The organism is Telluria sp. LT2P80 (genome assembly GCF_059685955.1).
On sequence record NZ_JCASIO010000003.1, the window covers coordinates 438446 to 460061 of the forward strand.

Annotated in this window: 17 protein-coding genes and 1 pseudogene; 7 read left to right on the forward strand and 11 right to left on the reverse strand. The window is 64.2% G+C overall.

The genetic code is table 11. The features are described from left to right. Window positions 1-53 precede the first annotated feature (53 nt). Both tsf and rpsB read right to left on the reverse strand, forming a co-directional pair. Window positions 54-962, reverse strand: a complete 909-nt coding sequence (gene tsf / locus AC56LW_RS11180) for a translation elongation factor Ts (protein WP_183552978.1) — start codon at window positions 960-962, stop codon at window positions 54-56. A gap of 139 nt (window positions 963-1101) precedes the next feature. Beyond that, a complete protein-coding gene (gene rpsB / locus AC56LW_RS11185) occupies window positions 1102-1854 on the reverse strand; it encodes a 30S ribosomal protein S2 (protein ID WP_183552980.1) in 753 nt (250 codons plus the stop codon). A gap of 282 nt (window positions 1855-2136) precedes the next feature. Here rpsB and map point away from each other — a divergent pair. The 3 genes and pseudogenes from map to AC56LW_RS11200 all read left to right on the forward strand — a co-directional run. Beyond that, a pseudogene (gene map / locus AC56LW_RS11190) lies at window positions 2137-3027 on the forward strand (type I methionyl aminopeptidase); the annotation flags it as partial. Between the two features lie 10 nt (window positions 3028-3037). Beyond that, the gene (locus tag AC56LW_RS11195; RefSeq protein WP_499634247.1) at window positions 3038-5620 is read left to right on the forward strand and encodes a [protein-PII] uridylyltransferase; all 2583 of its coding nucleotides are present in this window, start codon (window positions 3038-3040) and stop codon (window positions 5618-5620) included. 30 nt (window positions 5621-5650) lie between these two features. Continuing rightward, window positions 5651-6397: a pseudouridine synthase gene (locus AC56LW_RS11200; RefSeq protein ID WP_258834513.1), complete on the forward strand. Its 747-nt coding sequence runs from the start codon at window positions 5651-5653 to the stop codon at window positions 6395-6397. Between the two features lie 357 nt (window positions 6398-6754). On the opposite strand, the gene AC56LW_RS11205 is transcribed toward AC56LW_RS11200, so the two are convergent. The 6 genes from AC56LW_RS11205 to AC56LW_RS11230 form a co-directional block, all read right to left on the reverse strand. Then, complete coding sequence (locus tag AC56LW_RS11205; protein ID WP_332533388.1) at window positions 6755-7735, reverse strand: aldo/keto reductase; 981 nt, start codon at window positions 7733-7735, stop codon at window positions 6755-6757. Window positions 7736-7804: 69 nt separating this feature from the next. Continuing rightward, window positions 7805-9454: a hybrid sensor histidine kinase/response regulator gene (locus AC56LW_RS11210; protein ID WP_499634249.1), complete on the reverse strand. Its 1650-nt coding sequence runs from the start codon at window positions 9452-9454 to the stop codon at window positions 7805-7807. 179 nt (window positions 9455-9633) lie between these two features. Next, window positions 9634-10362 (reverse strand): amino acid ABC transporter ATP-binding protein, encoded by a 729-nt coding sequence (locus AC56LW_RS11215; RefSeq protein ID WP_499634251.1) that lies wholly within the window; start codon window positions 10360-10362, stop codon window positions 9634-9636. A 20-nt stretch (window positions 10363-10382) separates the two neighbouring features. Then, window positions 10383-11075: an amino acid ABC transporter permease gene (locus AC56LW_RS11220; RefSeq protein WP_499634253.1), complete on the reverse strand. Its 693-nt coding sequence runs from the start codon at window positions 11073-11075 to the stop codon at window positions 10383-10385. 16 nt (window positions 11076-11091) lie between these two features. After that, a complete protein-coding gene (locus tag AC56LW_RS11225; RefSeq protein ID WP_183552996.1) occupies window positions 11092-11790 on the reverse strand; it encodes an amino acid ABC transporter permease in 699 nt (232 codons plus the stop codon). Window positions 11791-11792: 2 nt separating this feature from the next. After that, a complete protein-coding gene (locus AC56LW_RS11230; RefSeq protein ID WP_499634255.1) occupies window positions 11793-12623 on the reverse strand; it encodes a transporter substrate-binding domain-containing protein in 831 nt (276 codons plus the stop codon). Window positions 12624-12806: 183 nt separating this feature from the next. Between AC56LW_RS11230 and xth the strand changes: the two genes are divergently transcribed. The 3 genes from xth to AC56LW_RS11245 all read left to right on the forward strand — a co-directional run bounded on the left by xth (window position 12807) and on the right by AC56LW_RS11245 (window position 14937). After that, complete coding sequence (gene xth, locus AC56LW_RS11235; protein ID WP_499634257.1) at window positions 12807-13589, forward strand: exodeoxyribonuclease III; 783 nt, start codon at window positions 12807-12809, stop codon at window positions 13587-13589. 59 nt (window positions 13590-13648) lie between these two features. Then, window positions 13649-14224 carry an MliC family protein gene (locus AC56LW_RS11240; RefSeq protein ID WP_499634258.1) on the forward strand — a complete coding sequence of 192 codons (576 nt, stop codon included), beginning with the start codon at window positions 13649-13651 and terminating at the stop codon, window positions 14222-14224. 86 nt (window positions 14225-14310) lie between these two features. Continuing rightward, complete coding sequence (locus AC56LW_RS11245) at window positions 14311-14937, forward strand: LysE family translocator (protein WP_332533381.1); 627 nt, start codon at window positions 14311-14313, stop codon at window positions 14935-14937. Between the two features lie 11 nt (window positions 14938-14948). Here the strand turns inward: AC56LW_RS11245 and AC56LW_RS11250 are convergent, their stop codons facing one another. From AC56LW_RS11250 to AC56LW_RS11260, 3 genes are all read right to left on the reverse strand, one after another. Continuing rightward, on the reverse strand, window positions 14949-16028 hold the full coding sequence (locus AC56LW_RS11250) for a catalase family protein (RefSeq protein WP_499634260.1): 1080 nt from the start codon (window positions 16026-16028) through the stop codon (window positions 14949-14951). An 85-nt stretch (window positions 16029-16113) separates the two neighbouring features. Continuing rightward, complete coding sequence (locus tag AC56LW_RS11255; RefSeq protein ID WP_499634262.1) at window positions 16114-18534, reverse strand: glycoside hydrolase family 31 protein; 2421 nt, start codon at window positions 18532-18534, stop codon at window positions 16114-16116. A gap of 107 nt (window positions 18535-18641) precedes the next feature. Continuing rightward, a complete protein-coding gene (locus AC56LW_RS11260) occupies window positions 18642-19853 on the reverse strand; it encodes a beta propeller repeat protein (protein ID WP_499634264.1) in 1212 nt (403 codons plus the stop codon). A gap of 224 nt (window positions 19854-20077) precedes the next feature. On the opposite strand from AC56LW_RS11260, the gene AC56LW_RS11265 reads away from it, so the two are divergent. Next, window positions 20078-21580, forward strand: coding sequence for a peptide MFS transporter (locus AC56LW_RS11265; protein ID WP_499454263.1), 1503 nt, complete (start codon window positions 20078-20080; stop codon window positions 21578-21580). Window positions 21581-21616: the final 36 nt, after the last annotated feature.

A 21616-nucleotide genomic window follows, 5' to 3' on the forward strand; every position in this document is an offset into this window, starting at 1 on the left:
CTGCGCGGCCCGGCCCACCCTACAAAAACGGGCCTCACGGCCCGTTTGTTTGATTACTGCTTGTTGGCAGCCATCTGTGCTGCGACTTCAGCTGCGAAGTCGTCGACCTTCTTCTCGATGCCCTCGCCCACCACGTACATGGTGAAGCCCTTGACGGTGGTATTTGCCGCCTTGATCATCTGTTCGATCGACTGCTTGTCGTTCTTGACGAACGCCTGGTTCAGCAGCGAGACTTCTTTCAGGTACTTCTGCACCGAACCGTCGACACGCTTGGCGACGATGTCAGCCGATTGTGGCTGCTTGCCTTCGGCGACGGCCTTGTCGGCATCTTCCTTGGCTTTCAGTTCAGCAACCGAACGCTCTTTTTCGATCATTTCTGCTGGCACTTGCTCCGACGACAGAGCGACTGGCTTCATGGCAGCGATGTGCATGGCCAGGTCCTTGCCGACTTGCTCGTCTGCACCTTCGAAATCGACGATGACGCCGATACGGGTGCCGTGCAGGTACGATGCCAGCTTGCCGGTGGTTTCGAAACGCTGGAAACGACGCACGGTCATGTTCTCGCCGATCTTGCCGATCAGGGCAGTACGGACGTCGTCGAAGGTACCGCCTTCGTGCGGCAGGGCTGCCAGAGCAGCGACGTCAGCCGGGTTGTTTTCGGCGACCAGGCGTGCTGCCAGGTTGACCATGGCCAGGAAATCGTCGTTCTTCGCGACGAAGTCGGTTTCGCTGTTGACTTCGACGAGCGCGCCGACGTTGCCCGAAATATAGGTAGCAACAACGCCTTCAGCGGTCACGCGTGCCGATGCCTTCGATGCCTTGCCGCCCAGCTTGACGCGCAGGATTTCTTCAGCACGACCCATGTCGCCGTCGGCTTCGGTCAGTGCTTTTTTGCATTCCATCATTGGTGCATCGGTCTTGGCGCGCAGTTCGCCAACCATTGCTGCAGTAATAGCTGCCATAGTGTGTTCTCCTAAATGTGTATCCAGGGGTGCAGTCCGCTCAAGTTGAGCGTCCTGCAAGTATTTAGCTTAAAAAAAGGGGGGCTCGACAGTCCGGCGCCCCCTTCTATGTGGCAGCAGGCACATGGCCTGCCATCACTTATGCCTGCTCGGAAACTTCGACGAAGTCGTCGCCGCCGGCTGCCTTGACCATGTCAGCCACTTCGTTGGTCGCGCTGGCGCGGCCTTCGATGATCGCATCGGCAACGCCGCGTGCGTACAGGCTGATGGCTTTCGACGAGTCGTCGTTACCCGGGATGATGTGGGTGACGCCTTCTGGCGAGTGGTTGGTATCGACGATGCCGATGACCGGGATGCCCAGCTTGCCGGCTTCGGTGATCGTACCCTTGTGGTAGCCGACGTCAACAACGAAGATCGCGTCTGGCACGCCGCCCAGATCCTTGATACCGCCGATCGACTTTTGCAGCTTGATCATTTCGCGCGAGAACATCAGCGCTTCTTTTTTCGACATCTTCTCGACCGAGCCATCTTCGACCAGGACTTCCATTTCCTTCAGGCGCTTGATCGACGTCTTGATGGTCTTGAAGTTGGTCAGCATGCCGCCGAGCCAGCGCTGGTCGACGTATGGGACGCCGGCGCGTTGCGCTTCAGCTGCGATGATGTCGCGAGCCTGACGCTTGGTACCGACCATCAGGATCGTGCCGCGGTTGGCGGAGATCTGCTTGATGGTTTTCATCGCATCCTGATACATCGCCATGGTTTTTTCCAGGTTGATGATGTGGATCTTGTTGCGATGACCGAAGATGAACGGTGCCATCTTTGGATTCCAGAAACGGGTCTGGTGGCCGAAGTGAATACCGGCTTCCAGCATTTCGCGCATAGTAACGGACATGTAATTCTCCAGGGTTGGGTCTTGAATGTGGCCAGTCACCAAGCAGGCACCCTTTTAGGGCCACATTCGCGATTTCTATCAATTAAAAAACTTTATTTTTACAACGTTGCACGATGTGAATCCGAGCAACCCGAGATTCTAGCGGAATTGTCGGCATTATTCAAGCGTGCAATCGCAGCCCGGCCAGGCAGGCGAGTCCCCTGCCTTACAGCAGTGCCGCGACATCCCTTATAATGGCCGCCATACTGCCCCGACCATTGCCACCCCGGTCGCCGGGCGCTCACCCGATACCACGCAGGATACGACTCTCCTATGGCCACCATCATCAAGACCCTCGAAGAAATCGACGGCATGCGCGTCGCTTGCCGCCTCGGCTCGGAAGTGCTGGACTATATCACTCCGTTCATCAAGCCTGGCATCACCACCGGCGAGCTCGACCGCCTGGCGTACGAGTACATGGTCAACGTGCAAGGCACGATCCCGGCCACGCTCAACTACGCCCCGCCCGGCTACCCGCCGTTCCCGGGCTCGATCTGCGCCTCGCTCAACGACGTGATCTGCCATGGCATCCCGGGCGACCGCGTGCTCAAGAGCGGCGACGCGCTGAACATCGACATCACGCCGATCACGAAGGAAGGTTTCCACGGCGACAACAGCCGCATGTACCTGGTCGGCGAACCGTCGATCATGGCGCGCCGTCTGTCCGAAGTCACCTTTGAATGCATGTGGCTGGGTATCGCCGCCGTCAAGCCAGGCAAGCACCTGGGTGACATCGGCTACGCGATCCAGCAGCACGCCGAAAAGAACGGCTACAGCGTCGTGCGCGAATTCTGCGGCCACGGCGTGGGCCGCTCGTTCCACGAAGAGCCGCAAGTGCTGCACTATGGCCGCCCGGGCACGCTCGAAGTGCTGCAACCAGGGATGATCTTCACGATCGAGCCGATGATCAATGCCGGCAAGCGCGACATCAAGGAAATGCCGGACGGCTGGACGATCAAGACCAAAGACCGCAGCCTGTCGGCGCAGTGGGAACACACGGTGCTGGTCACCGAGACCGGCGTCGAAGTCTTGACGCTGTCGGCCGGCAGCCCGCCACCGCCGGCGATCGCCCTGCCGCTGCTCGGGCCGGACTTTGTCTGGTCGGCGCCTGCCCCTGCTGCCGCAGCGGCATAAGGAGCCGGCCATGGGTCACGCCGAACACCTGGACACCGTCCGCACCACGCTGCGCCAGCGCCTCAAGAATGAGCGCCAGCTCGTGTTCCAGGCATTCCAGGAAGACGGCATGCCCGAAAAACTGCTGCGCAACCTGCGCCAGGTCGTCGATGCGGTACTGATCGATGCCTGGCAGGCGGCCGGCCTGCCCGCCGGCACCGCGCTCGTGGGCGTGGGCGGCTACGGGCGCGGCGAGCTGTTTCCGTATTCCGACGTCGACCTCCTGATCCTGCTGGCCGCCCCGCCGGATGCGATCACGCAGGCGCGCCTCGAAGGCCTGGTCCAGCTGCTGTGGGATCTGGGCCTGGAGATCGGCCACAGCATCCGCACGGTCGACGAATGCCTGATCGAATCCGCGGCCGACATCACCGTGCAAACGAGCCTGCTCGAGGCGCGCCTGGTCACCGGCAATGAGCCGCTGTTCGACACGCTGCAGCAGCGCTACCGTGAGGCGCTCGACCCGCAGGCGTTCTTCCGGGCCAAGACGGCCGAGATGCGCCTGCGCCACGCCAAGCACGAATACACGGCGTTCGCGCTCGAACCGAACGTCAAGGAAAGCCCGGGCGCGCTGCGCGACCTGCAGGTGATCATGTGGGTGGCCAAGGCTGCGGGCCTGGCCGACAGCTGGGGCCAGCTTGCCACGCGCGAGCTGATCACGCGCATGGAAGCGCGCCAGCTGATGGAAAAGGAAAGCGCCTTCAAGGACATCCGCATCCGCCTGCACCTGCACACCAAGCGGCGCGAAGATCGTCTGGTGTTCGACGTGCAGACGGCGATTGCCAATACGCTGGGCCTGGTCGCCACCGACGATGGCCCGAACGTGCGCCGCCCGAGCGAACTGCTGATGCAGCGCTACTACTGGGCCGCCAAGACCGTCACGCAGCTCAACACGATCCTGCTGCAGAATATCGAGGCCCAGCTGTTCCCGCAGCCGGCCGTCGCCTTCCCGATCAGCGCCCACTTTTTGCAGATGGGGAACCTGATCGATATCGCGCAGGACGACACGTTCGAGCAGACGCCTACGGCGATCCTCGAACTGTTCGTCGTGATGACCGAGCGCCACGACATCAAGGGCATGACGGCGCGCGCCACCCGCGCGCTGTGGCATGCCCGCACCCAGATCGACGACGCGTACCGCGCCGATCCGGTCAACAAGGCGCTGTTCCTGCGCGTGCTGCAGGCGCCGCGCGGCATGGTGCACGCGCTGCGCCGCATGAACGAATTCGGCATCCTGGGCCGCTACCTGCCGGCGTTTCGCAAGATCGTCGGCCAGATGCAGCACGACCTGTTCCACGCTTACACGGTCGACCAGCACATCATGATGGTGGTGCGTAACCTGCGCCGCTTCACGATGCCCGAACATGCGCACGAATACCCGTTCTGCAGCCAGCTGATTGCCGACTTCCGCGATCGCTGGGTGCTGTACGTCGCCGCGCTGTTCCACGATATCGCCAAGGGCCGTGGTGGCGACCACTCCAAACTCGGCATGGACGACGCGCGCCAGTTCTGCAGCAGCCAGGGCATGACCGAGGCCGACACTGAACTTGTGGTGTTCCTCGTCGAGCAGCACCTGACGATGTCGCAGGTCGCGCAGAAGCAGGACCTGTCGGATGCTGACGTCATCGCGGCGTTTGCTGCGGTGGTCAAGGATGAGCGTCACCTGACGGCGCTGTATCTGCTGACCGTGGCCGACATCCGCGGCACCAGTCCGAAGGTCTGGAATGCATGGAAGGCCAAGCTGCTGGAAGACCTGTACAAGACGACGCTGCGCGTACTGGGCGGCGAGCCGCACTCGGCCGACCGCGAGCTGCGCGCGCGCCAGAAAGAGGCGCTGGCCACGCTGCGCCTGTTTGGCCTGCCGGTCGATGCGCACGAGGCATTGTGGAAGCAGCTGGACGTCGCGTACTTTTTGCGCCATGACGCGTCCGACATCGCCTGGCAGACGCGCGCCCTGCACGACAAGGTCGACAGCGACAAGCCGATCGTGCGCGTGCGCCTGGCGCCGATCGGCGAAGGGCTGCAGGTGGCCGTGTACATCAAGGATCAACCCGACCTGTTCGCGCGCATCTGCAGCTACTTCGACCGCAAGGATTTCTCGATCCTCGACGCCAAGATCCACACGACGCGCCACGGCTATGCGCTCGACAGCTTCATGGTGGCCGACGAACACTTCGCCGGCAGCTACCGCGACATCATCAACCTGATCGAGCACGAACTGAGTGCCCTGCTCGTGTCGCAGGAACCGCTGCCGCCGCCGTGCCGCGGACGCCTGTCGCGCATGTCGCGCACGTTCCCGATCACGCCGACAGTCGAAGTGCGGCCCGATGAACGGGGCCAATTCCACGTGCTGTCGATCGCTGCCAATGATCGTATGGGCCTGCTGTATGCGGTATCGAGCGTGCTGACGCGCTACCGTATCAACCTGCACACCGCCAAGATCATGACGCTGGGCGAGCGTGTCGAAGACGTGTTCCTCGTCGACGGCCCTGCCCTGAACAACCCGCGCATCCAGGTCCAGCTTGAAACGGATCTGCTCGACGCGCTCAAGATCTGATAACTACTCCTTCAACGAAAAGCTTTGACAATGACCGAACCGCTCCGCCTCTCCAAACGAATGTCCGAACTGGGCCTGTGCTCGCGCCGCGAAGCCGATGAATGGATCGCGCGCGGTTGGGTGCGGGTGGATGGCCAGGTGGTGTCGGAGCTGGGCAGCAAGGTGCTGCCAACGCAGCGCATCACGGTCGAGCGCCAGGCCGCCGCCGAGCAGTCCAAGCGCGTCACGGTGCTGATCCACAAACCGGTCGGCTACGTCAGCGGCCAGGCCGAAGACGGCTACACGCCGGCCGTGGCGCTGATCCGGCCCGAGAACCGCTGGGCCGATGATCCGTCGACGGAGCAGTTCCACCCGACCCAGTTGCGCAGCCTGGTCCCGTGCGGCCGCCTGGACATCGACTCGGTGGGCCTGCTGGTGCTGTCGCAGGACGGCCGCATCGCCAAGCAGCTGATTGGCGAGACGACGTCCATCGAGAAGGAATACCTCGTGCGCGTGGAGTACACGAAGCCGGGCACGCTGCCCGACAGTGAACTCAAGAAGCTCAAGCACGGCCTGTGGATGGACGGCAAACCGCTGCTGCCAGCCAAGGTGCGCTGGCAGAACGAAGACCAGCTGAGCTTTACGCTGAAGGAAGGCCGCAAACGCCAGATCCGGCGCATGTGCGACATGGTGGGGCTGAAGGTGCTGGGCCTGAAGCGCGTACGGATCGGACGCGTCAAGCTGGGCGATCTGCCCGTGGGTCAGTGGCGGTATCTGACGCCGGAAGAAGGTTTCTAAGCCGTAAGATGCAATGCTGGCCGATATCGCGTGACCGGATCACTGCTGCACAGCCGGGGTCAGGTCTGACATTCGGACACGAACTCAGCTGCACAGCCGGGGTCAGGTCTGACATTCGGACACGAACTCAGCCTTAGTCACTTCCTATAGTGTCTTGACCAGCATTAGTATTGCAATCTGACAGCTACTTCCGACTAACCCGGCTAGCCGACTGCCGAGGCCGTGTCCGAATGTCAGACCTGACCCCGGGGTTTGTGTTGCAGTCTGACAGCTACTTCCGACCAACCCGGCTACCCGACTGCCGAGGCCGTGTCCGAATGTTAGACCTGACCCCGGCTTTTTTTTGCGGCAGGCAGGTTATGGTAGCGGCGCGTCCTCGGCCACTAGGCCCTCGGTGCGCAGCGCTTCCCAGAATGCCTTCGGGATCGCCATCTCCATCAACACCGCATTGCGCCGCAGGTGCTCGGGGCTGCTTGCGCCCGGGATCGTCGCGGCGACCACCGGATGGGCCAGGCCGAACTGCAGCGCGGCCGCGGCCAGGTCGACGCCGTGGTCGACCGCGACTTTGCGCAAGCGTTCGCGTTGTGCCAGCTTGCCCGCATCGGCCGGACCGTAATCGTAGTTCGGCCCGCCCGCCAGGAAGCCCGAATTGAATGGCCCGCCGATGACGACCTTTGCGCCGCGCTCGGCGCATAGGGGAAACAGTTCGGCCAGCGGCGTCGTTTCCATCAGCGTGTAGCGCCCGGCCAGCAAAAAGATGTCGGGGTCGGCATCGCGCAGCGCGCGCAGGCATGGCTCGACCGTGTTGACGCCCAGGCCCCAGGCCTTGATGACGCCCTCCTCGCGCAGCTTCGTCAAACCCTCGAAGGCGCCGCCCGGGCCGGATGCGATCCGGTAGTAGTGGTCGAACTGGTCGCCGAACATGTCGGGCGACAGGTCATGCACGTAGACGATGTCGATGGATGCCAGCGCCATGCGCTGCAGGCTGTCTTCCACCGAACGGCGCGCGCCATCGGCCGTGTAGTCGATCACCCGCTTGAAGGGCAAGGCGCCGACGAACGGCGCGGCGATTTCGCCCGGGCTGGATGGGGCCAGCAGGCGGCCGACCTTGGTCGAGAGCGTGTAGTCGGCGCGCGGGCGGCGGCGCAATGCGTGTCCGAAGCGGTGTTCGGACAGGCCGGCGCCGTAGTGCGGCGCGGTGTCGAAGTAGCGGATGCCGGCGTCCCATGCGGCGTCGGCGGTCGCCTGGGCTGCTTCGTCGCTGGTGGCGTGGTACATGTCGCCAAAGCCCGTGCCGCCCAGGCCCAGGCGGGTGATCGGTTGGTAGCGCTGCGTCATGGTGTGTCCCTTGTGCGTGAATCAGGCACAAATTCTGCCTGACGCACGCGGACCCCGTCGCACAGCAGGCTAGCGCCGGCGCCGTTCGATCTGCACCAGCGCCGCGCCCAGCACCTCGAGGTCGACCGGCTTGGCGAACAGGTCGTGAAAGCCCGCGGCGCGTGCTTCGGCGCGGTCTTTTTCCTGTGCGTAGCCGGTGACCGCAATCAGGATGGCATGGTCGGTTCCGGGCCTGGTGCGCAGTGCCCGCGCCAACTCGAAACCATTCATCTCGGGCAGGCCGATATCGAGCAGGCACACGTCCGGCTCGAACGCCGGCAGCGCTTCCAGCGCGGCGCGCGCCGAATGGGCAACCGACACCGTGTGGCCCAGTGTCTCGAGCAGCAGCGCCAGCGTCACGGCGGCGTCTTCGTTGTCATCGACCACGCCGATGCGCAGCGCGGCCGGATTGCCCTGCGGCGCATCGGTTCCGGCAGCCGGCGCGGCGGCGCCAGCGCGCGACGACAGCGGCAGCGTGACCCGGAACGTGCTGCCGCAACCCGGGCCGTCGCTGGCGGCAGTCACTTCCCCGCCATGCAGCTTGAGCAGGCTGCGCACGAGCGCCAGGCCGATGCCCAGGCCGCCCTGGCTGCGATCCAGCCCGCGCGTGCCCTGCGCGAACAGGTCGAACGCGCTGGCGATCAGCTCGGGCGACATGCCGATGCCATCGTCGCGGATCGTCAGGTCGATCAGCGCGCCGCGCGTGGCCATGCGCACCTCGATGCGCCCGCCCTCGAGCGTGTACTTGGCCGCGTTGCTGAGCAAATTGGTCATGACCTGCACCAGGCGCTTGCGATCGCCCACGACCAGTGCCGGCGTCGGCGTCGCCTCCTGCACCAGCCGGTGGCCGTGCTTCTCGATCAGCGGCCGCACCTGTTCGACCGCGTCGGCCAGAACATCCTTCAGATCGAGTTCGACGAATTCGAGCTCCACCTTGCCGCGCGTGACGCGCGACACGTCGAGCAGGTCGTCGATCAGGGAGGTCATGTGGCCCGCCTGGCGCGCGATGATGTCGGCAGCGCGCTGCACCATGCTTGGCTGGAGCTCGAAATTCGACAGCATCGTGGCGGCAGAGACGATCGGCGCCAGCGGATTACGCAGCTCGTGCGCCAGCATCGCGAGGAATTCATCCTTGCGCTGGTCGGCACGGCGCAGCGCCTCGTTCAGCGCTTCCTGCTCGGCGAGCGCCTGGCGCAGCTCGATCTGGCTCATCACCTGGTGCGCCAATGTCGTCAGCATGAACTGCTGCTGCTCGGTCAACCCTTCCGGCCGCGGTTTCTTGTCGAGCACACACAGGGTCCCGAGCGGTACGCCGTCGCGCGTGCGCAGCACGGCGCCGGCATAAAAGCGCAGGCCGCCATCGGCCGTGACGAGCGGATTGCAGCTGAAGCGGGGATCGTTCTGGGTGTCGGTCACGATCATCTGCTCTTGCTGCAGCAGGGCGTGGCGGCAGATCGAGTTATCGAGCGGCATTTCGCGCGTGCCCAGGCCGATCTCCGACTTGAACCACTGGCGTCCGCGCGCGATCAGGTTGACGGCGGCAATCGGGGCGTCAAGCAGCTGGCTGACCAGGCGCACCACGTCATCGAACGAGCGTTCCGGCGGCGTATCGAGGATGCCGAAGGAATCGAGTACGGCGAGGCGTGCATCTTCATCGAAGTTGGCAGAATTGGACGTCATCGCGGGAAAGCTTCAAGTGGCACGGTAAAAGGAAGCCGCAATCGGCAAAGGGAAAGGCACAGGGAAAGCATGATCGGCGGGCCCAGACCTGCCTGTCGGCCAGCCATTATAAATACCAAACCGCTGTCCTGCATGTGCATGGCGTCCACGAAACTGTGCATGCCCTCCGTGGCGGGGCGCTAGTTGCGGTTGCGATCGGCGAGAAACTGGATGGCGCGGGGATGCTGCGGGTTGGCGAAGAAGTCGCCGGGCGTGCCCTTCTCGAGGATTTTGCCTTCGGCCATGAACCAGATGCGATCGGCCACGTCGCGCGCAAACCCCATTTCGTGGGTCACGCAGACCATCGTCATGCCTTGTTTTGCCAGCGTGCGCATCACCTGCAGCACCTCGCCCACCATCTCCGGATCGAGCGCGCTGGTCGGTTCATCGAACAGCATGATCGAAGGCCGCATGGCCAGCGCACGGGCAATCGCCACGCGCTGCTGCTGGCCGCCCGACAGCGCGTCCGGATAGGCGTCGGCCTTGTGGGCCAGGCCCACCTGGTCGAGCAGCGCCATCGCCTGTTCCCTGGCTTCGGCCTTGCTGGCACGCTTCAGCTGCACCGGCGCCAGCATGCAGTTCTCGAGCGCCGTCAGGTGCGGAAACAGGTTGAATTGCTGGAACACGAAGCCGATGCCGGCGCGCAGCGCGTTCACGTCGAAGCCTTTGGCGTGGATGTCGCGCCCGTCGATGGCGATATGGCCACCGTCGATGTCTTCGAGCCGGTTGAGCGTGCGGATCAGCGTCGACTTGCCCGACCCCGATGGCCCGCACACGACCAGGACTTCATTTTTTTCCACGCGCTCGGTGATCCCCACCAGCGCGTGATAGTCACCGTAATACTTGTTGACGTTATCGAGAACGATCATCGTTCGCTTCTTTCAGGAATTCAGTGCGCGCCGACCGGCCGCCGCTGCAGGCGCCGTTCGAGCAGGAAGGCCAGGCGGGACAGGCCGAAGCACAGGATGAAATAGGTCAGCGCCAGGATCAGGTACACCTCCACCGATCGGGTGAACACGAGCGTGTTGATCTGCGTTGCGATGAACGAGACTTCCGACAGGCCGATGATGTAGCCGAGCGAGGTCGCCTTGATCGTCGAGACCAGCTGGTTCACGATCGACGGCAGGCCGTGGCGCAAGGTCTGCGGCAGCACGACATGGCGCAGCGCCTGGCCGTATCCCAGGCCCAGCGAGCGGGCGCTTTCCAGCTGCCCCTTCGGCAGCGCGCGAATGCCCGCTGCCACGATTTCGGCCAGGTACACGCTGTCGAACACCACCAGCACGATCAGCATCGTCATCGCCTGCGAGGTCTTCACGCCGGTCACGGCAGGCAAGAAGAAGTACACCCAGAACAGCACCAGCAGCAGCGGCACGGCGCGCACGAGCTGCACGAACGCGCCCACCGGCAGGCTGATGGCGCGCCGGCGGCTCACGCGCGCAATGCCCAGCATCAGGCCAAGCGGCATGGCCAGCAGCAGCGCAGCGCCGGACAGCAGGATGGTCAGCACCAGGCCGCCCATCGGGCCGTCAGGGTATTGGCCGACCAGGAAGTACAGCCAGTAGGTATCGATCAGTTCCAGCATCGGGACGCTTTCATGGTCAGGCCGCCGTGCGCACCGGATAGCGGCGCTGGAACAGATAGGCTGCCGCTGAAATGAGCAGCGAGACGGTCAGGTAGGCCAGCGTGGCGAAGGTGAACGCTTCGAGGCTGCGAAAGCTCGCTGTCTCGACACGCGCGGCCTGGTACATCATCTCGGCCGCGCCGATCACGGTGGCCACGCTGGTGTCCTTCCACAGATTGACCGTTTGCGACAGCAGCGGCGGCACCGAAGCACGCAGCGCCTGCGGCAGCAGCACGAGGCGCACCGCCGCGGCGCGCCCCAGGCCCAGCGAACGGGCTGCTTCGAGCTGGGTCGCGGGCACCGCGCGGATCCCACTGCGGATATCCTCGGCCATGTGCACGCCGCTGTAGAGCGTGAGCGCGATGACGGCGCACACCACTTCGGGATTGTTCGCGTACAGGATCTCGCGCAGGCCCTCGGGCAGCAGCTCAGGAAAGGCAAAATACCAGAACAGCAGATGCGCCAGCAGCGGCACGTTGCGGATCGATTCGACGAGCGTGGTGCCGACCGCGCGCAGCAGCCTGGACGTCGAGGTGCGCATCACCGCCACCAGCGCGCCGAACGGCAGCGCGAAGGCGAAGCTGATCACGGTCAGCTGGATCGACAGGATGAAGCCCTGCACCAGCCAGTCGTGGTACTCGCCGGATTGCAGGATGGTCGGATCGAACAGCGCCAAGGTCAGATCTTGTCAGTGCTGATCTTGAAGGTGCGCTTGGCGATATTGGCACGCGTGCCGGGGCCATACCATTTAACGAACAGGTCTTCGGCCGCGCCATTCGCTTCGAGCTCGCGCAGCGCCTGGTCGACGACCGTCTTGAGGCCCGCCTCACCCTTGCGCAGGCCCAGGGCAATCGGCTCGACGCCGATCGACTGCGGCAGGATCACGAAGTCTTTCGCAGCCGGGCCCAGTTTGCCGTAGTCGGCCAGCAGCGACGACTCGTCATTGACGTAGGCCGCGCCCTTGCCCTGGCGCAGTGCCTGGAACGCTTGCTGGGTATTCTCGAAAGTGACGATACTGGCCGTCGGTACGGCCTTCTTCATATTGGTTTCCTGGGTGCCGCCGCGGACGGTGACGACCTTCTTGCCCGCCAGTTGCGGCAGCGCCGTGATGCCGCTGTTCTTGCGCACCATGACCTTCGAACCGGTGACGAAGTGCGTCAGCGCGAAATCGACCTGCGCTTCGCGCTCTTTATTGTGCGTGAGCGTGGCGGCCAGGATGTCGACGTGGCCCTGCTGCAGCTCGGGGATGCGGGCCGACACGGCCAGTTGCTTGAACACCGGCTTGACGCCGATTTTCTTGGCCACGGCCGTGGCGACGTCGATCTCGTAGCCCACCAGCTGGCGCGTCTTGGGGTCGATGAAGCTGTTCGGCTCGTCGGTGCCGAGCACCCCGAACACGATCTGGCCTTTTTTCTTGATATCGGCCAGCTGGTCGGCTTTAGCCAGACCCATGGTGAGCGAACTACCCAGCGCAACGGCGCACAGGATGAGGGAACGGCGGTTGATCATGCAAAATCTCCAGCAACAATATTCGATGATCGAAGTATAGAACAAACACTTATATGAGAAAACGAACAATTCGCCATAAGATAATACTGTTTTGCGTATATGTACCGAAGCGCGCCCAATGAGACGTGCGACTGATTCCACGCAATATTGTCATAATTACCTACTACGAATGCGGAACACCCCATGCTGCTCGCCACCTACAACGTCAACAGTATCAACAGCAGGCTGGACGCCCTCTTGCACTATCTCGAGGAGCGCCAGCCCGACGTCGTGTGCCTGCAAGAGCTCAAGGCGCCGCAAGAGAAATTCCCGATCGCCGCGATCGAGGCGGCCGGCTACCACGCACTCTGGCAAGGCCAGAAAAGCTGGAATGGCGTCGCGATCGTCACGCGCGAGCCGGCCCAGGAAGTGCAGCGCGGCTTGCCGGGCGACGACGCCGACGAGCAAAGTCGCTACCTCGAGGTGGCCTACCAGGGCATCCTGATCGCCTGCCTGTACCTGCCGAACGGGAACCCGGCGCCCGGCCCCAAATACGACTACAAGCTGGCCTGGATGGAGCGCCTGCGCCTGCGCGGCCTCGAGCTGCTGGCCGCCGGCGTGCCGGCCGTTCTGGCCGGCGACTTCAATGTGATCCCGACCGAGCGCGATGTCTACAAGCCCGAACGCTGGGTCGACGACGCGCTGTTCCGTGATGAGACCCGCGCCGCCTTCGGGCGCCTGATGGAACAGGGCTGGCTCGATTCGCTGCGCGCGCTGCATCCCGACGAGACGATCTACACGTTCTGGGATTACTTCCGCAATGCGTTCGGGCGCGATGCCGGCCTGCGCATCGACCACCTGCTGCTGAGCCCTGCGCTGGCGCCGGCGCTCAAGGCGGCCGGCGTGGACAAATTCATGCGCGGGCGCGAAAAGCCCAGCGACCACACGCCGACCTGGGTTGAACTCGACCTGAGCAAACTCTCCTGAATCAATTCACGACGGCGCCCCAACTAGATGCGCCGCGACCACCACCATAAGGAATCCTCATGAAAAAACTTCTCGTTCTCGCCGCCGCCCTCGCCCTGCCGATCGGCGCGCAAGCTGTCTCGATGCCGGGCTTCTGCGCCAAGGGCATCGGCTCGGCCGAAGCCAAGGTCTGCGGCCATCCCGGCTCCGCCGAATCGGAAGGCCTGATCTACGCAATGTACCGCGCAGCGCTGGAAAAAATCGATGCCGGCGCCGGCAAGACGCTGCAGGAACAGCACACCAAGTGGTGGGACGGCGTCAAGCAATGCGCCGATGCCAAGGACATGACCAGCTGCATCAACAATGCCTATGGCACCCGCGCCATGCAGCTGCAGACCGCCTACAAGGTCACCAAGGCCAAGGGCCCGGTCAAGTACACGTGCAGCGACAAGAGCAAGATCACCGCATTCTTCCTCGAAACCACGCCAGCGTCGATGGTCGCAGCGCGCAACAAGGAACACGTGCTGCTGCGCGGCGAGCCAAGCGACAACGGCGTCGCCTACGGCAACCGCGGCGAACAGTTCAAGGAACAGAATGGCAAGGTCACCATCAAGTGGGGCGAAAACGCCAAGGAACTGAGCTGCAAGAAGGCGTGATGAGCGCTTGACCCCGCGCCGCGGGATGCTTGACGAAGGGCGAACATGCGCTATGCTGTTCGCCCTTTCTTCATCTCGCCGCCATCATGCTTTCGCCCGAACAGCTCTTCGGCTTTCTCGCCGCCGCCATCCTGATCACGCTCTCTCCCGGCCCCGACAACCTGATGGTGCTCAGCACCGGCATCGCCAAGGGGCGCCTGCGCGGCGTGGCCTTCGGGCTTGGCTGCGCCTTCGGCTGCCTGAGTCACACGCTGCTGGCCGTCATTGGCGTGAGTGCGCTGATCGCGGCGTCGCCGACGGCCTTCACGGCGCTCAAGGTTGCCGGTGGCCTGTACCTGATCTGGATGGGCTGGGGCGCGATTCGCAGCCGTGGCGGCGCGCGCGTCTCTGGCGAAGGATTGTCGAACGAACCGGCGCGGCGCCTGTTCGCCAAAGGCCTGGTGGCTGCGGCGATCAATCCGAAGGTGGTGCTGTTCTTCCTGTCGTTCCTGCCGCAGTTCGTCGTCGCGGCGCGTGGCGACGCCAATCTGCAGATCGGCGTGCTGGGACTGGTCTTCACGCTGCAGGCGGCCGTGATCTTCGGGCTGCTCGGCTACTTCTCGGGCACGATCGGCGGATGGCTGAACCGCACCCCCACGGCAGGCATGTGGCTTGACCGGATCGCGGGGGCAGTGTTCATCGGACTGGGCCTGCGCTTGATCGTGGCCCGGTAGTCACGGCATCGTTATGCCGACGGCTCGTGAATCGGGCAGCGGTTGAACTCCGAGCGGAATTCGCGCGACGTGGCCATCACCTGGCGCCGCGCGCGGTTCACCGACCCGAGCGGGCGGTGTTCGACGAGGCAGTTCCACTGGTCATAGGCGATTTCGTCTTCCAGCTTTTCCAGCGACGCATCCCAGCTCGTTTGCGGCTCCAGGCGCACGCGCGCCACGGCGATGAACGGGCTCAGTTCCTGTGGCCACTCGACCGAGGCATCCTCGATCGGCATCTTCTCGACATCGACGTTCAGCTGCACGCGCAGTTCCCACTCGCCACCCTGCGACGCGAAGTGCGAACCGATCGCGTGACGCTGCGCGTCGTCTTCGGTCTTGATCGATGCGCCATCGAGCGCCAGCAGTTCAGGCGCGACCGGCGCCAGCGACAGCTTGGCCATGTACTGGCCGTAGAGGTACGGCGTCTGGCTGAAGTAGGTTTCGCCCAGCGGATGGTGCTGCGGCTCGCCACCCAGCGCCTTGAGCATGCCGCTCTCGCCACCGACCGCCTCCAGCGCATTTTCGGCGGTGCGCAGCACCGCAGAGATGATCTTCTTGCCGGTTTCGGATGCGTTGGTCGTCGCTGCCAGCATCTTCACGCTCTTGAGGAACCCCTGCGGATCGGGCGCCGAGAACACCGGGCCGTTCACCATCAGGAAGTCCTGCGAGTTGCCGCTCTTGGCCGTGTCGAAGCGCTCGCCCGGCACGTTCAGCACCTTCATCGCCACGGCGCGGTGGGTCGAAACGCCATCTGGCAGCTGCTCGGCCGGTGGCGACGACCATCGCAGCAGTACGTCATAGATACCGGCCTTGCCGAACAGGCCCTGGGCCAGTTGCGGCGGCAGGTTGTCCAGCACGGTCAGCTTGCCGCGCACGAGGGCGTGGCCCTTGGCGTGGACGGCGCGGCTGGCGTGGCCCTCGGCGCCTGCCACCTTCTTGGCCATGTTGGCAAACACGGTTTGAAGGGCGTGGATGGTCTCGGATTCGTCGAGGCCGACGTGTTCGAACTCGCTGCGAAACACGAGGGGATTGGCTGGTGCGGTGGTCGTCATGGGTGGCTCCTGAAATGAAGCACCCAATGTAGCGAACTTCGGCAACCTGCGATGTTCGCCAGACCACCGTCCCTGCCACGCGCCGTTACAGCGTGACGACTACCTGCGCCGACTGGCCCGCCTTCGCCGAGACCGGCACTTCCAGCAGGTGCTGCTGGGCGTTAAACACGAAGCGCACGGCGCGCCCATCCACCGTCACCGCCCGCGGTTTGGCCGCCACGTTGTGCACCTTCAGCGAAAAGCCCCGTGGGATGGCGGTCATGGCCTTGCCGGTTTCGGTGGCAAAACCGATCTCGAGCTGCGCCTTGCCGTCTGCGTCCGCCAGCTTGCTGGTGAAGCGCACGATCTCGTACTTGCCCGCAGCGAAGGCGCCAGCCGTCTCGCCATCGTCGTCATACAGCTTGCCGCTGGACGTCTTGACCGAGGCATCATGGTAGTAGTGCAGGTCGATCTGACGGCCCGTGTAATCGCGCGTGGTCTGTACCACCTTCGCCATCGGCACGAAGGCGCCGGCGCGCACGTAGACCGGGATGTTGGCATCGACCGGGCGCACGGTTTCGAGAATGCCGCCCTTGTGCGCCTGGCCCGTATGGAAGTCGAACCACACGCTGCCCGTGGTCGGGAAGTACACCTCGGCGCGCGTGGCACCCGGCTTGACGATCGGCGTGACGAGGAAATCCGGGCCCCACAGATAGGTCGACGAGCGCTCGATCGGCTGGGCCGGATCGGTTTCGACGAACATCAGGGGGCGCATCAAAGGCATGCCGGTCTGCTGGTTGTCGAACGCGATCGTGTAGTTATACGGCAGCATCGCGTAGCGCAACCACACGGCTTCGCGCGCCAGCACCTTGGTGCGCTCCGAGCGCAGCACCGGTTCGGACGCCACCGCCTCTTGCGCATGCGGGCGGAAGATCGGCTGGAACACGCCGTACTGCAGCCAGCGCACGTACAGTTCGTCGTCGAGCACCGCGCCGGCAAAGCCGCCCAGGTCCGAGTGCATGTAGGCCAGGCCCTGCATGCCCATCTGCAGCGAGATTTCCATCTGCGACTGCAGGCCGCCCCAGCTGCGGCTGACGTCACCCGACCACGGGATCATGCCGAAGCGCTGCGAGCCCGAGTAACCGGCGCGCATCAGGATGAACGGGCGCTCGGCCGGGAATTCACGTCCGTAGCCTTCGGCGATCAGGCGCGCCCAGTCGTGGCCATAGATATTGTGGACCTGGTCGGCCGTGCCCGTGCCATGGACCAGATTCGACGGATGCAGTTCCGGCTCTCCCAGGTCGCCCCACCAGCCCGTGACGCCGCCCTTTTTCAGGTCGCGGTAGATGTTCCACCACCAGTCGCGCCCTTCCTTTTTGTACAGGTCGATCAGGCCCGTGTTACCGAAGTAGAAGTCATACGTGGCCGGCTTGCCGGCGCCGTCCAGCGCCAGCACGTTCTTGTCGACGGCTTCCTGCCAGCGCCTGGACGTGGTCAGCACGAACGGCTCGGTGATGACGACCGTCTTGACGCCCTTGGCCTTGAAGTCGGCCATCATTTTCTCGGCGTACGGGAACGTGTCGCGATCCCAGTCCATATTGCCCATCGTGCCCTGCACCGTCTTGCCGAACCAGTACAAGTCGAGCACGACCGCGTCGAGCGGAATCTTCTCTTGCGCGAACTTGTCGACGATGGCGCGCGTCTCGGCCTCGGTCTTGTAGCCGAAGCGGCTGGCGAAGTTGCCGAAGGCCCAGCGCGGCGGCAGCGGCTGGCGGCCCGTCAGGTCAGTGTAGCCAGTCATGACGGCGTCCCAGGTGTCGCCCGCGACGACCTGGTACGTTTTGCGCCCGCCGATGACTTCATAGCGCAGCGTACCGTCCTTGCGGCTGTCGAAATCGAGCCAGCCGACCTGCGGATTGTCGAAGTGGATCGCGTATTTTTTCGACGACAGCGCCACCGGAATCGTGAAGTTGAGCAGTTCGGAGCGTTCGGCGTAGCCGTAGTCGGCCTTGTTGTACAGACGCAGGCGGTTGCCGCGCCGGTTCATGCCGAGCGCACGCGCCCCGCCACCGTACAGCGCTTCGCCGTCGTCCAGTCCGAATTCGATGGTGTCCATGCCGTCGACGCGGCCAAAGCCACGCTTCTCGGCCACGAGCGGCTTGCCCTTGTACGTATAAGCGATGCGAAACGGCTTGCGCTCGACCGTGACCGCGATGCCGTCGGTCGCGTACGTGATGCGCGCGCCGTCGTCCTTGAAGGTCGCCGGGGCCTGGACCGGGGCGAGGATCACCGCATGCGAGGCCGGGTCCAGCTGTTCGCCGTTCGGGATGAAGGTGGTCTCGACGATCGCGCTCGAATACGGCTTGATCAGGTAGCGCCCGTCGGCCGTCGCGATCTCGAGCGTGTTGCCGTTCTGCGTGACGCTCTTGAACTGGCGCTCGGCGTTCTGCGCCAACGCGAACGTGCTGGTGGCCAGTGGGAGTGCGGTGATGCACAGGGCAAGGCGGGCGATCGTGGCTGTTGTCATGGCGTGGTTGTCGTTATGTCAGGTTGTGCGGCTGCAGCCGAAGCATGACAGAATTCGGCCGCCACCAACAGCCTTGCCCTACATGAAACCTGAAGACCGGTCGCCCACTAGCGGGTACCGAGCGTCAGCAGCATCAGGCGGCCCTGGCCATCGGCGCGCTCGTTGGTCACGACGATGATGCGGCCTTGCGGATCCTGGCTCAGCGCCGACACCGACGGCGTCGAGAATTCGTCGTCGGTCTTCCTGTCGAAGCCCGGCACCAGCGCGGAGATGTCCTTCCACGAGTTGCCGCTGTCCTCCGACCACGCCAGATAAGGCCGGCCATGCAGTTTGTCGAAGCCGCCGATGACCAGCGTACCCGGCTTGTCGCGCAGCGGCAGGAAGGCGCCGATGTACGGATAGCTTTTGGCGCTCGTCAGCGGCTCGCGCAGTACGAACCGGAAGCTGCGGCCATCATCGAGGCTGCGCAGCAGGCCGCCTTCGACACCGATGTAGACGATCTCGGTGCCCGGCACCGATTCGATGAACTGGACATTGCGGTTTTCCAGCTCGGGCAAGGTCAGTGGCAGCTTGGGCTCGCCCACCAGCGCGCCGCCGTCTGCGGTGAGGCGATAGGCCTCGACGAAGGCCATGTCGAGCGGGCATTCGCCGCCGACCAGCACGCGGTCGCCCAGCACGTGGAACTTGGTCGCGTAGCACATCTGCGAATCCTTCGAGCCCCGGATCACCTGCCAGGTCGTGCCACCGTCGCTTGACGTGAGCAGGTTATTGCCGCCGCCCGCGTTGCTGTACAGCCGGTTGCCGGCCAGTTTCAGGTCCTGCATGGACAGCGTTTCGCAGAAGTAGTCGTTGCAGGTGCGCAGATCCTGGTCGCGCGTCGCGAAGCTGGCAGCTGTTGGACCCAATGTGCAGGTCGAGTGTTCGTTGCTGGTCTCGGGCGTATCTGCCCACGGCTGCATCAGCCACACGTCCTGCCCTACCAGCTTGATCTTTGGCGAACGCCCGATGAAGTCGCCAATGGGCGCCATCGCGCACGCGCCCAGGTCCACGGGGCGCCAGGTCGAGGCGGCAGTCAGGGGCAGCGCGGTGCGCAGGACGGCTGAGCCTTCGGTCGCGCTGTTGGCCAGCGACAGGTAGGCGCTGTCGCCCCGGAACACGACCGTGTCCATCGCGCGCGCGGTCGACGACAGCAGTTCGAGCTTTGTTGCGACCGGCGTGACGGCCACTGGTGGCGGGAGCGGCAGCGCCGGGTTGTCCGAGCCGCCGCAAGCGGTGACGAAGGCGCCGAGCAGCAATGCGCAGGCGATGCGGACGGCCATGGGCCTGGTGTGGTCAATCATGCGAGTCTTTCGGATCTTGTGGATGTTGTCAGTGCGCGATTCTAGGCAATCACCGACGCTCGCTTGCGGGTTTATTGTCCGTCGACTGTCGTGAAACTGTAAGCACCGCGCAGTGCCCCGACGATGCGTCTTTCACCCAAATTGCATAGAATCGTCGGATTTTGCGCGCCGGCCTGACCGGGGCGCAGTCGCAGAGGATTTGTATGGACACGACACTCGGGCGCCCGGTCAGTCAGACCCGCTCATTCGCCACGATCGCGCTGATCGAGTTGTGGGAGCGCTTCGGCTACTACGGCATGCAGGCGCTGATCGTCTACTTCATGGTGCAGCGCCTGGGATTCGACGACACCCGCGCGACGCTCGTATGGGGTGCAGCCGCCGCACTGATCTACGTCGCGCCGGCGATCGGCGGCTGGATCGGCGACAAGGTGCTCGGCACGCGCCGCTCGATGGTGATCGGCGCCATCATCCTGTCGCTCGGCTACGCGCTGATGGGCATCCCGACGACCAATACCTGGCTGACGTTTTCGGCGTTGGGCGTGATCGTCGTCGGCAATGGCCTGTTCAAGCCCAATACCGCGAACCTGGTGCGCAAGATCTACGAAGGCAACGACTCGAAGATCGACAGCGCCTTCACCATCTACTACATGGCCGTCAATGTCGGCTCCACGGTCTCGATGCTGGCCACGCCGGCCATCAAGGACTACGTCAACGCCAACTACGCCGGTGAACTGGGCTGGCACGTGGCGTTCGCATTCTGCAGCGTGGGCCTGTGGGTCGGCCTCATCACCGTGGGCCTGTTGCGCCGTACGATCGGGCATATCGGTTCGCCCCCGGATAACCTGCCGCTCAACTGGGGCAAGCTCGCGCTGGTGCTGGGCGGCGGCGTTCTGGCGGTGATCGCATCGGCCTTCATCCTCGAATACGGCTGGCTCGCGCGCCTGTTCGTGTACCTGGCGGGCCTCGTCGTGCTGGGCATCTTCATCCACCTGATCCGTACCAGCCAGGCCAGCGAACGCTCGGGCCTCGTTGCCGCGCTCGTGCTGACGCTGCAGACGGTGTTCTTCTTCATCTTCTACCAGCAGATGTCGACGTCGCTGTCGCTGTTCGCGCTGCGGAATGTCGACCTGGACTTCAGCCTGTTCGGCAACCACCTGTTCACCTGGTCGCCTGCGCAGTTCCAGGCGCTCAACGCCATCTGGATCATGCTGCTCAGCCCCGTGCTGGCCTGGGTCTACACGCGCGCCAGCAATGCCGGGCGCGACCTGTCGATCGCCGCCAAGTTCGCGCTGGGCTTTGCCGTCGTCGCGGCAGGCTTCTTCACGTACGGTTTTGCCGGCGCCTTCGCGGTCAATGGCCTGACCTCGTCGTGGATCATGATCGCGGGCTACGGCCTGTATTCGCTGGGCGAACTGCTGGTGAGCGGCCTCGGACTGGCCATGATCGCGCGCTACGTGCCGGCGCGGATGGGCGGCTTCATGATGGGCGCCTACTTCGTGGCGGTCGGCATTTCGCAATACCTGGGCGGCCTGGTGGCCACGATGGCCAGCGTGCCGCAAGGGATGACCGACCCGCTGCAGACGCTACCGATCTATACGAGCCTGTTCAACAAGCTGGGCCTGGCGGCAATCGCCTGCACGCTGATTGCGCTGGCCGCACTGCCGCTGATGCGCCGCCTGACGGCCGAGCACCACACGCACCGCTAGGGTTCTTGTAAGATGGCCGGATTGCTTCTTTTTCGA

Coding starts and splice junctions, on each gene's coding strand:
- tsf (WP_183552978.1), bottom strand. CDS start 962: ATGGCAGCTATTACTGCAGCAATGGTTGGCGAACTGCGCGCCAAGACC.
- rpsB (WP_183552980.1), bottom strand. CDS start 1,854: ATGTCCGTTACTATGCGCGAAATGCTGGAAGCCGGTATTCACTTCGGC.
- AC56LW_RS11195 (WP_499634247.1), top strand. CDS start 3,038: ATGGGTCACGCCGAACACCTGGACACCGTCCGCACCACGCTGCGCCAG.
- AC56LW_RS11200 (WP_258834513.1), top strand. CDS start 5,651: ATGACCGAACCGCTCCGCCTCTCCAAACGAATGTCCGAACTGGGCCTG.
- AC56LW_RS11205 (WP_332533388.1), bottom strand. CDS start 7,735: ATGACGCAGCGCTACCAACCGATCACCCGCCTGGGCCTGGGCGGCACG.
- AC56LW_RS11210 (WP_499634249.1), bottom strand. CDS start 9,454: ATGACGTCCAATTCTGCCAACTTCGATGAAGATGCACGCCTCGCCGTA.
- AC56LW_RS11215 (WP_499634251.1), bottom strand. CDS start 10,362: ATGATCGTTCTCGATAACGTCAACAAGTATTACGGTGACTATCACGCG.
- AC56LW_RS11220 (WP_499634253.1), bottom strand. CDS start 11,075: ATGCTGGAACTGATCGATACCTACTGGCTGTACTTCCTGGTCGGCCAA.
- AC56LW_RS11230 (WP_499634255.1), bottom strand. CDS start 12,623: ATGATCAACCGCCGTTCCCTCATCCTGTGCGCCGTTGCGCTGGGTAGT.
- xth (WP_499634257.1), top strand. CDS start 12,807: ATGCTGCTCGCCACCTACAACGTCAACAGTATCAACAGCAGGCTGGAC.
- AC56LW_RS11240 (WP_499634258.1), top strand. CDS start 13,649: ATGAAAAAACTTCTCGTTCTCGCCGCCGCCCTCGCCCTGCCGATCGGC.
- AC56LW_RS11245 (WP_332533381.1), top strand. CDS start 14,311: ATGCTTTCGCCCGAACAGCTCTTCGGCTTTCTCGCCGCCGCCATCCTG.
- AC56LW_RS11250 (WP_499634260.1), bottom strand. CDS start 16,028: ATGACGACCACCGCACCAGCCAATCCCCTCGTGTTTCGCAGCGAGTTC.
- AC56LW_RS11255 (WP_499634262.1), bottom strand. CDS start 18,534: ATGACAACAGCCACGATCGCCCGCCTTGCCCTGTGCATCACCGCACTC.
- AC56LW_RS11260 (WP_499634264.1), bottom strand. CDS start 19,853: ATGGCCGTCCGCATCGCCTGCGCATTGCTGCTCGGCGCCTTCGTCACC.
- AC56LW_RS11265 (WP_499454263.1), top strand. CDS start 20,078: ATGGACACGACACTCGGGCGCCCGGTCAGTCAGACCCGCTCATTCGCC.